General features: G+C 70.2%; 15 protein-coding genes. 8 read left to right on the top strand and 7 right to left on the bottom strand.

Going from position 1 to position 12,764, the window contains the following annotated elements:
- Positions 1–1,071: an alpha/beta fold hydrolase gene (locus tag RIF93_RS04410; protein WP_309088829.1), complete on the top strand. Its 1,071-nt coding sequence runs from the start codon at positions 1–3 to the stop codon at positions 1,069–1,071.
- Positions 1,072–1,074: 3 nt separating this feature from the next.
- Here RIF93_RS04410 and RIF93_RS04405 read toward each other — a convergent pair whose 3' ends face one another.
- Positions 1,075–1,752 carry a nitroreductase family protein gene (locus RIF93_RS04405; RefSeq protein ID WP_309088827.1) on the bottom strand — a complete coding sequence of 226 codons (678 nt, stop codon included), beginning with the start codon at positions 1,750–1,752 and terminating at the stop codon, positions 1,075–1,077.
- A 54-nt stretch (positions 1,753–1,806) separates the two neighbouring features.
- Here RIF93_RS04405 and RIF93_RS04400 point away from each other — a divergent pair, with 54 nt between their 5' ends.
- The 3 genes from RIF93_RS04400 to RIF93_RS04390 all read left to right on the top strand — a co-directional run bounded on the left by RIF93_RS04400 (position 1,807) and on the right by RIF93_RS04390 (position 3,338).
- The gene (locus tag RIF93_RS04400; protein ID WP_309088825.1) at positions 1,807–2,052 is read left to right on the top strand and encodes a hypothetical protein; all 246 of its coding nucleotides are present in this window, start codon (positions 1,807–1,809) and stop codon (positions 2,050–2,052) included.
- Positions 2,053–2,222: 170 nt separating this feature from the next.
- Entirely contained in the window at positions 2,223–2,660 is a 438-nt protein-coding gene (locus tag RIF93_RS04395; protein WP_309088823.1) for a DoxX family protein, read from the top strand.
- 27 nt (positions 2,661–2,687) lie between these two features.
- The gene (locus tag RIF93_RS04390) at positions 2,688–3,338 is read left to right on the top strand and encodes a glutathione S-transferase family protein (protein ID WP_309088821.1); all 651 of its coding nucleotides are present in this window, start codon (positions 2,688–2,690) and stop codon (positions 3,336–3,338) included.
- Here RIF93_RS04390 and greA read toward each other — a convergent pair.
- The 3 genes from greA to RIF93_RS04375 all read right to left on the bottom strand — a co-directional run bounded on the left by greA (position 3,335) and on the right by RIF93_RS04375 (position 5,384).
- Positions 3,335–3,823, bottom strand: coding sequence for a transcription elongation factor GreA (gene greA / locus RIF93_RS04385; protein WP_309088819.1), 489 nt, complete (start codon positions 3,821–3,823; stop codon positions 3,335–3,337). The two genes, RIF93_RS04390 and greA, sit on opposite strands and share 4 nt — an antisense overlap.
- 77 nt (positions 3,824–3,900) lie before the next feature.
- Complete coding sequence (locus RIF93_RS04380) at positions 3,901–4,185, bottom strand: hypothetical protein (protein WP_309088817.1); 285 nt, start codon at positions 4,183–4,185, stop codon at positions 3,901–3,903.
- A gap of 113 nt (positions 4,186–4,298) precedes the next feature.
- Positions 4,299–5,384: a S41 family peptidase gene (locus RIF93_RS04375; RefSeq protein ID WP_309088816.1), complete on the bottom strand. Its 1,086-nt coding sequence runs from the start codon at positions 5,382–5,384 to the stop codon at positions 4,299–4,301.
- 168 nt (positions 5,385–5,552) lie between these two features.
- Here RIF93_RS04375 and RIF93_RS04370 point away from each other — a divergent pair, with 168 nt between their 5' ends.
- Positions 5,553–5,768 carry a hypothetical protein gene (locus RIF93_RS04370; protein ID WP_309088815.1) on the top strand — a complete coding sequence of 72 codons (216 nt, stop codon included), beginning with the start codon at positions 5,553–5,555 and terminating at the stop codon, positions 5,766–5,768.
- 8 nt (positions 5,769–5,776) lie between these two features.
- Here RIF93_RS04370 and RIF93_RS04365 read toward each other — a convergent pair whose 3' ends face one another.
- Both RIF93_RS04365 and RIF93_RS04360 read right to left on the bottom strand, forming a co-directional pair.
- Positions 5,777–6,487, bottom strand: coding sequence for an SDR family oxidoreductase (locus tag RIF93_RS04365; protein WP_309088813.1), 711 nt, complete (start codon positions 6,485–6,487; stop codon positions 5,777–5,779).
- 124 nt (positions 6,488–6,611) lie between these two features.
- Complete coding sequence (locus RIF93_RS04360; RefSeq protein ID WP_309088811.1) at positions 6,612–7,346, bottom strand: SDR family oxidoreductase; 735 nt, start codon at positions 7,344–7,346, stop codon at positions 6,612–6,614.
- Between the two features lie 147 nt (positions 7,347–7,493).
- Here RIF93_RS04360 and RIF93_RS04355 point away from each other — a divergent pair, with 147 nt between their 5' ends.
- Entirely contained in the window at positions 7,494–8,381 is an 888-nt protein-coding gene (locus tag RIF93_RS04355) for an AraC family transcriptional regulator (RefSeq protein WP_309088809.1), read from the top strand.
- Here RIF93_RS04355 and RIF93_RS04350 read toward each other — a convergent pair.
- A complete protein-coding gene (locus RIF93_RS04350) occupies positions 8,378–10,324 on the bottom strand; it encodes an alpha/beta fold hydrolase (RefSeq protein ID WP_309088807.1) in 1,947 nt (648 codons plus the stop codon). The two genes, RIF93_RS04355 and RIF93_RS04350, sit on opposite strands and share 4 nt — an antisense overlap.
- Before the next feature lie 115 nt (positions 10,325–10,439).
- On the opposite strand from RIF93_RS04350, the gene RIF93_RS04345 reads away from it, so the two are divergent.
- The gene (locus RIF93_RS04345) at positions 10,440–11,123 is read left to right on the top strand and encodes a lysoplasmalogenase family protein (protein WP_309088806.1); all 684 of its coding nucleotides are present in this window, start codon (positions 10,440–10,442) and stop codon (positions 11,121–11,123) included.
- Between the two features lie 191 nt (positions 11,124–11,314).
- Positions 11,315–12,400, top strand: a complete 1,086-nt coding sequence (gene recA / locus RIF93_RS04340; protein ID WP_309088804.1) for a recombinase RecA — start codon at positions 11,315–11,317, stop codon at positions 12,398–12,400.
- The last annotated feature ends 364 nt before the right edge of the window (positions 12,401–12,764 follow it).

Raw genomic sequence — 12,764 nt, 5'->3', positions numbered from 1 at the left:
ATGAAGTTCCGCGCCGCCCTTGCCGGGCTCGCCCTCGCGTTCTCCGCCGTCACCTGCGCGTTCGCTGCGCCGGAACCGGTCACCCGGGACTACCTGATCAAGGACTTCCGCTTCCGCACGGGCGAGAGCCTGCCGGAACTGCGCCTGCGCTACCACACGCTGGGCCAGCCGCACCGCGACGCCAAGGGCGAGATCGACAACGCCGTCCTCATCCTGCACGGCACCGGCGGTTCGGGCCGCCAGTTCCTGTCGCCCCAGTTCGCCGACGTGCTTTTCCGGCCGGGCGGCCTGCTCGACCCGGCCAAGTACTTCATCATCCTGCCCGACAACATCGGCCACGGCGGCTCGTCGAAGCCGTCGGACGGGCTCAGGGCCAAGTTCCCCAAGTACGACTACGCCGACATGGTCGAGGCCCAGCACCGCCTCGTCACCCAGCGCCTGGGCGTGAAGCAGCTCCGCCTGATCATGGGCACCTCCATGGGCTGCATGCACGGGTTCATGTGGGCCGAGCAGTGGCCGGCCGGCGCCAGGGCGCTGATGCCCATGGCCTGCCAGCCGGTGGAGATCGCCGGCCGCAACCGCGTCTGGCGCCAGATGGCCATGAGCGCCATCACCTCGGACCCCGCCTACCGGGGCGGGGACTACCAGGCTCAGCCAGCACAGGGGCTGACGTCCGCCGCCATGCTGCTGGTGCTGGCCGGCTCATCGCCCATTCCGTGGCAGCAGCAGATGCCGACCGGCGCCGCGGCCGACGCGTGGATCGCCCAGGAGCTGCCCCGCCGGGTGGCCGCGATGGACGCCAACGACTTCGTCTGGCAGGTCGCCTCCTCGCGCACCTACGATCCCTCGAAGGACCTCGAGAAGATCACCGCGCCCATGACCTGGATCAACTTCGGCGACGACTTCATCAACCCGCCAGAGCTCGGCATCGCCGAGGCCGCCGCCAAGCGCCTGAAGACCACCCGCTTCATCCTGATGCCGGCCTCGGAGAAGACCCGCGGCCACGGCAGCCACACCTGGGCCGTCCTCTGGCAGGACGAGCTCGCCGACCTGCTCAAGCGCTCGGAGTAGGCTCTAGTCCCCGAAGCCCCGGAAGACCGCCGCCTCGGCCACGGACTTCCGCTCGGACACGACCGCATTGGCCGGGAAGCTGTCGTCCGGCCAGCCGAGCGCGATGCTCTTCATGATCACCTGGTCGTCGGGGATCTGCGCGTGCTCGCGCACCACCGGCGACTGCATGATCCCCTGGCTGTTGATCACGCAGCCCAGACCCCGAGACCAGGCGGCGTTGACCAGGCAGTTGGTCACCGCGCCGCAGTCGAACGGCGTGTCGTCGCTGCCGGCCAGCACCTTGTCGTAGGTGACGATGATGCAGACCGGGGCATCGAACTGGCGGAAGCCCCGCAGCACCCAGTCCTGCCGCGCCGCCGTGTCCTCGCGCGCGATGCCCATGGCGCCGAACAGCTGCTTGGCCACGCCAATCTGCCGCTCGCGGTGGACGCCCGCGAACGCCTCGCCGGTGCGGAACTCGCGGCTGTGCGGCACGCCCGCCAGGTTGCGCTCGGTGTTGCCCTTGCGGATCCGGTCCAGCGGCTCGCCCGTGATCACGTAGAAGTTCCACGGCTGGGTGTTCATCGACGAGGGCGCGCGCATGGCCAGCGTGAGGATCTCTTCGATCAGCGCGCGCGGCACGGGATCGGGCTTGTAGCCGCGGATGCTGCGGCGGCCGAGGATGACGTCGTCGAAGTCCATGCCGCACTCTTAAGAGCCCTTCCGCCGCGGCATGGAACCGGCCACGAAGAAGAGGTGTCTGAGTCGCCTCCCCAACCTGCGCCCCGGTACGCGCTCGCATTCCTCACCAACGAGTGGGAATGGACGGAAGCGCTCGAGGTCGAGGGCTTCGACGCCGCCAAGGCCGCGGCGCGCCAGGCCCTGGAGAGGGTCGTGCGCGAGGAGAAGCCGGAACTCGCATGCGTCACCCTCATGGAGGCCGGCGTGAAGATCGGCGTCTGGGACTGGGTGCTGGAACGGCCCTACTGGACGCCGCTCTGAGGCGTCATCCGCGTGGTTCCGCTCGGGGGTGAGCGCGCGCCCGATCCGCCCTGGCGATCATCCGATTGTGCGCGCGGGAGCTTGGCCGCGCACCGCAAGATGCATTGGTGTCCGCACAGGCTGGCCCAAGGGTGACAGCCCGTCCTTGCTCGCAGGATCAGGAGCTCCGAATGACGACCCCCGCCATGCTCTGGAGCGGCCGCGTGCTGTCAGGCCTGTTCGCTCTCTTCCTGCTTACGGCCTCCATCCCGCCTAAGCTGCTGCGTCTCCCGATCGCGGAGCGGACGATGGCGGAGCTCGGCTGGCCGGCCGGCTATGCGTTCATGCTCGGCCTGATCGAGCTCGGCTGCCTGGTCCTCTACCTTCTTCCGCGCACGAGCGTCCTGGGCGCTGTGCTCACCACCGGTCTTCTCGGCGGGGCCATGGCCACTCAGATCCGCGCCGAGAACCCGCTCTTCAGCCACATCCTCTTCAGCGTCTACCTTGGCCTCTTCATGTGGGGCGGACTGTGGTTGCGCGACGCGAGGCTGCGTGCGCTCTTTCCGCTGGTGGGGCGAGCCGCCGGCGGCACGGCTCGCGCAGACATCCTCGGCGCCGAGCGGTCCTAGCCGATGGGAATGGAGGAAGCTGCGGCCATGAGCGAACTGACGATCTGGACCTACGACTGGGTCCCTGAAGGCCCGCGCGGCTTCGTGCGCGACCTCAGGCTGAGGTGGGCGTGCGAGGAAGCGGACCTTCCCTACGTCGTCCGCACGGTCGCCTTCGACGATCGCCAGACCAACCACCTGGACCGGCAGCCCTTCGGCCTGGTCCCGTTCCTGAACGACGGTGAGCTCGAGATCTTCGAGAGCGGCGCGTGCCTCCTGCATCTGGCGCGCAAGAGCGAGCGGCTGATGCCCCGCGACCCGGCCGGGGAGGCCGAAACGCTGCAATGGACCATCTCGGCGCTCAACTCGCTCGAGATGGTCACCGTCCCCTGGTGGTTCCTGAACATCTGCGGCGAGCCCGACAATCAGCTGACCGGATGGTTGGGCCAGCGCCTCGAGCACCTCGAGAACGTGCTGGCCGAGCGGGAATGGCTCGCCGCCGGCCGCTTCACCATCGCAGACCTGCTGATGGCCGACGTGCTGCGGGTCCCGCTGGTCCGCGCGTTCGGCGACAGGCCCGCCAGCGAGGCCTATGTGGCCCGCGTCACCGACCGGCCCGCGTTCAGGAAGGCCCACGCGGACCAGGTCCGCCAGTTCGAAGCGGCCGACGCGAAGAGGGCGGAAATGGCGCCCGGTTAGCCGGCCTCGCGCACCCCGACCACCTCGACCTCGGCGCCGTTCACGGTCACCACATCGCCCACCGACTTGCCCAGCAGCGCCCGCGCCAGGGGCGAGACGTAGGAGATGGTGCCGTTGGCGGGGTCGGCTTCATCCTCGCCCACGATGCGGAAGGCCTGGCGGCGGCCGTCCTCGCGTTCGATCTCCACCGTGCGCCCGAACTGCGCCTTGTCGGCGGGGCCCGCAGGCTCGGTCAGCTGGGCGTTGGCGCGCCTGGCCGACCAGTACCGGAGCTCGCGGGTGGCCCGCGCCATGGCCGTGCGGTCGGTGCTGACCTGACCCTGCGCCTGGGCGGCGGCATACGCTGCGCGGGCCTGCGCCAGCGCCTCGTCGATCGCCGCAAGCCCGCTCGCGGTCACCAGGTTCGGATGCGGCGAGATCGGCCGGTCCGGCAGGTCGGCCGCCTGGGCCTCGTAGTCTTCTTCCCGGGTGAACGCGACGGCCATCCCGACAAGGTAGGCCCTCGCGCCCGCGACCGCAAAGCGCGGAGGCGGGGCGGGCGCCCGAAGTCAGTGCAGGCCGGCTAGTTCTTCTGCATCCAGGGGCCCAGGCCGCCGCGCTGGATGCGCTCGGTGGTCTCCTTGGCCGCCCGCTCGTGCGCGTCCCGCACGCTCTTGGGCGCGCAGGTCCGCCGGGCTAGGCGCGTGCCGACCGGCGTTTCGTTGCGGCAGATCATGGGATCGTCCTTGGCCTTGGCCGCCGGCGCAGCCGTGGCGGGGGCCGGCGCTGCGGCCGCGGTCCCGGTTTCGTTGGTCGCTTCCGCGCCTTGCGCCGCAAGGGCCGCGGCAAAGATGAGTACGCCGATCACGTGGCTTTCTCCCCTGTATTGGCCATACAGTAACCTCCGGTGGTAACCGAGGCGAGTCCCGTCCCAGCGGTCGTGGAACGCAGGTCTCGGAATTGGACGAACTGCCGCATGGCTCAGGACGGCGAGGCGGCGAAGGCGCGTCGGAGCTCGGCGTCCGGATCGGCCTTCACACGGGTCAGTTCGCGGGCGAACGGGTCGGCGCCGGCGGGGGCGCGCACATGCTCAAGGGCCAGCCGGTAGGCGGCGGCGAGCGCCTCCTCGGGCGGGGTCTTCACGTCCGGGACCACGCCCACGCCGTTGGGTGAGCCCTTCGTGACCGGGTGCTCGGAGCGGCCCGTGGCGACATAGGCGCCCATGCCCGCGCCCAGGTCGAACAGCGGGCGGTTCATCGGATTGGCCCCGCCGCGGGACGTCTCGCCAACGACGGTCGCGCGCCCTGCGACCTGCAGCTGGTAGGCGAAGGCTTCGGCGGCCGAGATCGTGAAGTTGGCCGTCAGCAGGAAGACCGGCCGGTCGTAGCGCTTCTCGGCGGGATAGGACCGCGTTTCCGGCGTCACCCGCTCGAACCCGCCGTCGGGCCGACGCCAGATCAGCGTCGAGCGGGGGATCGGCGTGGAGGCGAGACGGCCGATCAGGACGTCCATCGCCGTGCCGCTGCCGCCGCGGTTGGCGCGCAGGTCGATGATCAGGGCCTCGGTCCCCTGGACCAGGTCCATGGCCGCTTCCAGGTGGGGCGCGGCGGCCTCGCTGCCCGCGAACTGGCGCAGGTCGATGTAGCCGACGTTGCCGGGCAGGCGCCGCACGGACGCCAGGCCGAAACCGATCTTCGCCTCGGCGGCCGCCATGGCCGCCATGTCGGGCGCGCCGCCGCGCGCCGCGGGGGGCGCGAAGGCCGTGTTGACGTAGAAGTGCTTGTCGTCCAGCGCGGCGCCCACCTCCGCCTTCATGGTCTCGGCGAAGGCCTTCTTGTCGGCGATCGCCAGGTAGCGGGTGCGGTTCTTGCGCAGCACGGCGCGGGCCGCCTGGGCCTTCTCGGGGAAGATGTAGGCGTCGAGGGCGCGGTCCAGCGCGTCGAGCGCGAAGGCGGTCTGCTCCCGCGTCAGGGGCGAAGGCGCCTCGGCGGCGGCCGCGACGGGCGCCTGCGCCCAGGCGGGCGCGGCGGTCGCAAGGACCAGCGTGGCGAGCAGCAGGCGAACCATGGAGTCTCCGTTCGTTCCCAACCGGCGCCATAGCGCCGCGCCGCGCGGGATCGAAGTGAGAAATCGGTAACCCGGGGACTTCCTGCGACGAACCGTGACCGTTCCGCGACGATGAGCGGATGCCGTCTTCGCGTGTTATCCTTCCAGCCATCAGGGAGGCCGACCCGCATGAAGCTCTCCGACGAGGACCGCGACCGTCTCGCGCTCCACACCGCCTTCGCCGTCCACCAGATCGCCCGCTGGATCGCCACGCGCCAGGACGTGCCGAACGACATCCGCGAACGGCTGCGCGGCCACATCTCGGCCATCGAGGGCGTGCTCGTGACCACCGGCCACGACTGGATCAAGGACGAGATCGAGGCGACCGAGCAGGCCCTCGGCTAAGGCCGCCCCTAGCGGACGAACGAGGCGCCGTTGGCGTCCAGCACCGCCCCGGTCATCGAGGGCGGCGCCTCCAGCGCCAGATAGGTCGCGATGCTGGCGATCTCGTCGGGCATGGCCACGCGCCCAAGAGGGATGTCGGCCAGGAGCTTGTCGCCGCCGCGGCTCGCCAGATAGTCGTCGGCCATGCCGGTCATCACGAAGCCCGGGCACACGGCGAAGGCCAGGATCTCCTCCCGCGCATAGCCGCGGGCGATCGACTTGGTCATGCCGACCATGCCGGCCTTCGACGCGGCGTAGTGCCAGTGCGCCGGACTGTCGCCGCGGTAGGCCGCCCGGCTGGCGATGTTGACGATCCGGCCGCCCCCTTCACGCTCGCGGAAGTGCAGCACCGCCCGCCGGCAGAGGTCGGCCGAGGCCTGCAGGTTGATCTGCAGCGTGCGCGACCACGCCGCCTGCCATTCGTCGGCGGGGGCGTCGACCGCCACGCCTTCGAAGACGCCGGCGTTGTTGACCAGCACGTCGACGCGCCCGTCCAGCGCCTCAAGCGCCCTGTCCCACAGCCCGTCCGCCGCCACAGGCTGCGAAAGGTCGGCGCCGATCACGCCGGGCCCGTCGCTGCGGCCGTGCCCGACCACCCGCGCGCCCTTGGCGGCCAGCGCCTCGACGATCGCCGCGCCGATGCCGCGGGTGGAGCCGGTGACGAGGATGTGGGCGGGCATGGGGATCGACTCCGGACGGCGACTGTCGTTCCGGCCGTAGCAAAGCGGAGAGCCGGGACCCAGGGGTTTTGCAGTGTGCTGGTCCCTGGATCCCGACGCCTGCGGCTCCGCGCCGGCCGCGGGATCAGACCGTCGTCACCGTCGGCCGCACGATGATCTCGTTCACGTCCACCTCGGCGGGCTGCTCGATGGCGAACCGCACCGCGCGTGCGATGGCTTCGGCCGGGATCGCCTTCTTGCGGTACTCGTCGATGAAGGCGGCCGTCTCGGCGTGGGTGATCGTCTCGGCCAGCTCCGAGGTGGTGACGCCCGGCGAGACCACCGTCACCCGCACCTTGTCCGTCTCCTGGCGCAGCGCTTCGGAGATCACCCGCACCGAGAACTTGGTGGCGCAATAGACCGCCGCCGTCGCCAGGATCTGGTGTCCGGCCGTCGACGCGATGTTGATGATCTGGCCCGACCCCTGCCTCTCCATGACCGGGAGCGCGGCGGCGATGCCGTGCAGCACGCCGCGGATGTTCACGTCGATCATCTGGTCCCACTCGTCGACCTTCAGGGCCGCCAGCGGCGACAGCGGCATGACGCCGGCGTTGTTGACGATCACGTCCACCCGGCCGAACGCCTCGCACGCGGCGTCGACGAAGCCCTGCACGCTCTCGCGCGAGGTCACGTCCAGCCCGACCGCCAGGGCCTTGCCGCCGGCGGCCTCGATCTCGGCCTTCAAGGCCTCCAGGCGCTCGACGCGACGCGCGCCGATCACCACCGCCGCGCCGGCCGCGGCCAGCTCGCGGGCCGTGGCCTCGCCGATGCCGCTCGAGGCGCCGGTCACCAGAACCACCTTGTTCGCAACTCCAGACATCGCTGTCTCCTCTTCGTGTTTGGCGAGGAGACAGATGCGCCACTTGGAGGATCGTGCGTTAGAACGGTCCTCCGCGGTTCTTGCCTGATCCTCCAGGAGGCGCCCGCACTGCTTGCTGGCTGGCCTCGCCCGTGCGAGGCGTTCCGCATGGAGAACCTCGCCTCACTCGTCATCCGGCATGCGCCGGAAGACGGCATGTACGACATGCCCGTTCCTGGCCTGGCCCTGATCCGCTACGGCGCGCCCACCGATCGGGTGCCGGTGCTGCATGAGGCCGCGCTGTGCATGATCGTACAAGGCGCCAAGGTCGTGATGCTGGCCGACGAGGTCTATCGCTACGACACCGAGAGCCACCTGGTCGTCTCGGTGGATCTGCCCCTGGCCGGCCAGGTGGTCGAGGCCGCGCCCGAGCGGCCGTACCTGTGCGTCCGCATCGACCTGGAGCCCGGCCTGCTGAACGAGCTGATGCTGCAGCAGCCGCCGTCGCCTCGGGCCGAGAGCGCCCGGGGCCTGCACCTCAGCCGCAACACGCCCGAACTGACCGACGCCGTCGCCCGCCTGCTTCGCCTGCTGGACCGGCCGAGGGACATCGGCGTGCTCGCGCCGCTTATCCGGCGCGAGATCCACTACTGGCTGCTGACCGGGGACCAGGCCGGCATCGTCCGCCAGATCGGCGCGCCCGACAGCCGCCTGTCCCAGGTGACCCGCGCCATCGCCTGGATCCGCGAGAACTTCGACCGGCCGTTCCGCATCGAGGCCGTCGCCCGCGCCGCCGGCATGAGCGCCTCGGCCCTGCACCAGCACTTCAAGGCCGTCACGGCCATGAGCCCCTTGCAGTACCAGAAGCAGATCCGCCTGCAGGAGGCCCGCCGTCTGATGCTGGGCGAGGCGGTCGACGCGCAGGCCGCCGGCTTCCAGGTGGGCTACGAGAGCCCCTCCCAGTTCTCCCGCGAGTACGCGCGCCTGTTCGGGGCGCCGCCAGCTCGCGACGCCGCCCGTCTGCGCGCCAGCGGCCCGCTGCCGGTGGCGGTCTAGCGGCCGATCCCCAGCACCTTCTTCAGGAACTGCACCTCGACGGTCCGAACCGCCTCCTGGTTGGCCTTCTTGTAGATGCCGTGGCCCTCGTCCTTGGCCAGGACGTACCAGACCTCGGTGCCCTGGGCGCGCAGCTTGGCGACCATCTGCTCGGACTCGGTCCTGGGCACCCGCGGGTCGTTGGCGCCCTGGAAGACCATCATCGGCTTCTTCATCTTCGGGCTCATCTTGATCGGTGCGATCTTCTCGAACACCGCCCGCATCTTGGGGTCCCGCTCGTCGCCGTACTCCGCGCGGCGCAGATCGCGGCGATAGCCCTCGGTGTTGTTCAGGAAGGTGATGAAGTCCGAGATGCCGTAGAGGTCGATCACCCCGGCGATGCGGTCGTTGTAGTGCCCGGCCACCGCCAGCACCATGTAGCCGCCGTACGACTGGCCCACCACCGCCACGCGGCTGGCGTCCAGGTCCGGCTGCTTGGCCACCCAGTCCAGTAGGGCCCCGATGTCCTTCACCGAATCCTCGCGCTTCTCGGCGTTGTCGAGGGACAGGTAGGTCTTGCCGTATCCCGACGAGCCGCGGACGTTCGGGATGATCACGGCCGCGCCCAGCTCGTTCACCCACGACTGCCGGCGCGGGTTGAAGTTGGGCAGCTCCTGGCTCTCGGGCCCGCCGTGGATCTGGATGATGACGGGCAGCTTGCCGCCCGTGGTCCCTTGGGCCGGCGGCTGCTTGGGCCGGTAGATGAACGCCGGGATCGTGCGCTTGTCGAAGGTCGGGTAGCGGAACAGCGTCGGCTCGACCAGCTTGGCCGGGTCCAGCCCGCCCAGTTCGCTGTGCGTCCAGCGGGTCAGCGTCCCGCCCGCGAGGTCGTAGCTCCAGACGTCGCCCGAGCTCGTGGACGTCGACAGCGACAGCCCCAGCTTGGACCCGTCCGGCGAGAACTTCAGGGCGGTCAGCACGCCCAGCGGCAGCTCCGGCCCCTTCAGCAGCCGGCCGCTCGCCACCTCGCGCAGCACGATCTTGGAATAGCCCTCCTCGTTCACCGCATAGGCGATCACCTTGCCGTCCGGCGACAGGTCGAAGTCCTCGGCGCCCCACTTCGCGCCGGGATCCAGGTCGCGGACCTTGCCGGTCGCCACCTCGATCACCACCGGGCGCTGCACCTCGGAGCCGTCGTCCGACAGCGTCACCACGGCGCGGCCGCCGTCGATGAACGCCCCGCCGGCGTAGGCGATCTTGCGTCCCTGCGGCCCGATCGGCGAGATCTTCCCGCTCTCGGCGTCCAGGACGAACAGTTCGCTGTGTTGCGCCGAGTGGTATCGGCTCACCAGCACGCGCTTGCCATCCGGCGCCACGTCTTCCGGCGAGATCGCACCCACGCCGTCGTGCGCCATCCGCCGGCTGGCCGGGTTCGCCGGGTCGGCGATCATGATGTCGTAGTTGGGGTCGCCCGGCGTCACCTGAGCCCAGGCGACCACCTTGCCATCCTTCGAGAACTGGAAGCTCTCGTTCCGGGTCTTGGGAGCGGTCAGCTGGACCTCGTTCCCGGCGAGGTCGCGCAAGTAGGCCTGGTAGTACTCGGCCCCGCCCACGTCGATCGGGTAGAGGAAGCGCTGGCTTCCAGGCTGGACGCGCGCCCAGCCGATCGGCTCGTCGGCGAAGGTCAGCTGGGTCCGGGCCGCGCCGGGCGCCTTCACGTGGTGGATCTGGTTCGTCTCGCCGAACCTGGTGGCGATCAGGATGGAGCCGTCCGGCAGCCAGTCTTCGAAATAGGCCGTTCGGCTGTTGTAGTAAGGCGCGACGGCGGCCTTCAGCTCGGCCGGAGTGGTGGGCACGCCCTCATAGACGATCTGGCCGGCCTCCCGCCGCTCCACCTGGGCCTCGGCGCCCACGGCCAATGACAGCGCCAGGGCCGTACCCGCCAGCAACGCACGCGACAGCATCTCGATAACCCCCCCCCACTCGCGACAGGCGCCGACCGAAGCGCGCCCTGGACGCGCCGTCAATCCGCGGTCGTGCTAGCCCTGTTCGATCAACAGGAGTCGGGGAGGGCTCTTCATGAAACCGCAGGACACCTTGCCGAGGCTGGTGCTGGCCGCCGCCATCGCCGGCGGCGTCGCCTACTTCTTCGCCCGCGACGGGGTGGTTCCCGAGGCCGTCTCCACGGCGGTGAAGGGTTCGGGCGTCGGCCTCCTGGCCATCTACGCCGCCCTGCTGGCCAAGGATACGGACGGCTGGCTGCTGGCGCTGGTCATGCTTCTGGGCATGCTGGGCGACGTGCTGCTGAACGCCGCCGGCCTGACCACCGGCGCGCTCGCCTTCCTGGCCGGACACCTGGTGGCAATCGTTCTCTATCGGCGCAACGCCCGCGGGCCGCTCACCCCACGCACCTTGGTCGCCGTCGCCTTGTTCGTAGCGGTCGTCACGGCCTTCGCCGCCTGGCTGCCGGGCGATCCCGCCCAGGCGCCCGGCATCGGCCTCTACTCGGCCGGCCTGACGCTGATGGCCGCCTGCGCCTGGCTCAGCCGCTTCCCGCGTGGCCTGGTGGCCGTGGGCGCCCTGATGTTCGTCGTCTCCGACCTCCTGCTCTTCGCCCGCATCGGCCCGCTCGCCGGCCAGGCCTGGGCCAGCCTCGGCGTCTGGAGCCTCTACTTCGCCGGCCAGCTGATGATCTGCCTGGGCGTGACGCGCACGCTGGCAGCCCGGATCTCTGCGTCCGCTTCTGACGCACTGCCTGCCTAGCATCTCAACATCGATGCGGACGGGCAGGGCTCGTCCCCGACGGACTGAGACGACGACGCCAGGCCACCGCCCTCCCGGGCGGCCGGAACATCTTGCGAACGCGGAACAAACGCGGTACGCATGAGTCCTCGGCGGGCGCGTGAGTTCGACGGCCGGGTTGGCGGAATCGTGGGATACAAAGGGCTGTTGAAATGGCACAGACGGCGTTGAAGCTCGTGGGCAAAGAAGACGGTGAAAAGCAGCGCGCGCTCGAGGCGGCGCTGGCGCAGATCGACAGGGCCTTCGGCAAGGGCTCGGTGATGAAGCTGGGCGACAAGGGCAAGGTCGTCGAGATCGAGTCCGTGTCCACCGGCTCGCTGGGCCTCGACATGGCGCTGGGCATCGGCGGCCTGCCCAAGGGGCGGATCATCGAGATCTACGGCCCGGAAAGCTCGGGCAAGACGACGCTCGCCCTGCACGTGGTGTCCGAGGTCCAGAAGGCCGGCGGCACCGCCGCCTTCGTCGACGCCGAACACGCGCTCGACCCCTCCTACGCCCACAAGCTGGGCGTGAACCTGGACGACCTGCTGGTCGCCCAGCCCGACACCGGCGAACAAGCGCTCGAGATCACCGACACGCTCGTCCGCTCCAACGCGGTCGACGTCATCGTGGTCGACTCGGTGGCCGCCCTGACGCCGCGGGCCGAAATCGAAGGCGAGATGGGCGACAGCCTGCCCGGCCTTCAGGCCCGTCTGATGAGCCAGGCGCTGCGCAAGCTCACCGCCTCGATCTCGAAGGCCAAGACGCTGGTCATCTTCATCAACCAGATCCGCATGAAGATCGGCGTCATGTACGGCTCGCCGGAGACGACCACCGGCGGCAACGCGCTGAAGTTCTACGCCTCGGTGCGCCTCGACATCCGCCGCACCGGCTCGGTCAAGATCCGCGACGAGATCGTCGGCAACAACGTCCGCGTGAAGGTGGTCAAGAACAAGGTCGCCCCGCCGTTCCGCGAGGTCGAATTCGACATCATGTACGGCGAGGGGATCTCCAAGCTCGGCGAGATCATCGACCTGGGCGTCAAGGCCGGCGTGGTCGAGAAGTCGGGCTCCTGGTTCTCCTTCAACTCGCAGCGCATCGGCCAGGGCCGGGACAACGTCCGCGAGTTCCTGAAGCAGAACCCCGACATCGCCGCCCAGATCGAAGCCAAGGTCCGCGGCTCCAAGACCAAGATCGAGGAAGAACTCCTCGTCGGTCCCACCGAGGGCGAGGGCGACGAGGCCGACGGCTCGCTGTAGGCCCATCCTCTCCCTTCGGGGGAGGTGGTCCGGAGGACCGGGGGGTTCCGCTCGAGCCCCCTCGGTCTCCTTCCATCCCGCTTCACCCCCGCCGGGCGGTGAACGAAGTTCCTCCGAAAGCCGAGCCGCGCCGCGGCGGCGGGCCTCCCCGCCAACCCGGCCCACCGCCGCCACCCTGCGCGCAGGCCCGGCCGACGAGGCCCGGACGCCCGAGGCGAAAGCCCCGGGCGTCCTTTTTCTGTGGAAACGCGACGCCGGCGCGACGCCGGGCGGTTCAGGACGCCGCCGGGGCCCGCGCCGGTTCCGGCTCCTCGCGCCCGCGCTTCGACCCGACCAGCGCCCGGACCGTGTGGGTCAGGGCGTC

Source organism: Phenylobacterium sp. (assembly GCF_031181185.1).
Taxonomy (GTDB): domain Bacteria; phylum Pseudomonadota; class Alphaproteobacteria; order Caulobacterales; family Caulobacteraceae; genus Phenylobacterium.
The sequence above is the reverse complement of the archived record's forward strand: the minus strand, read 5'-3'. Positions and strand labels throughout refer to the sequence as shown.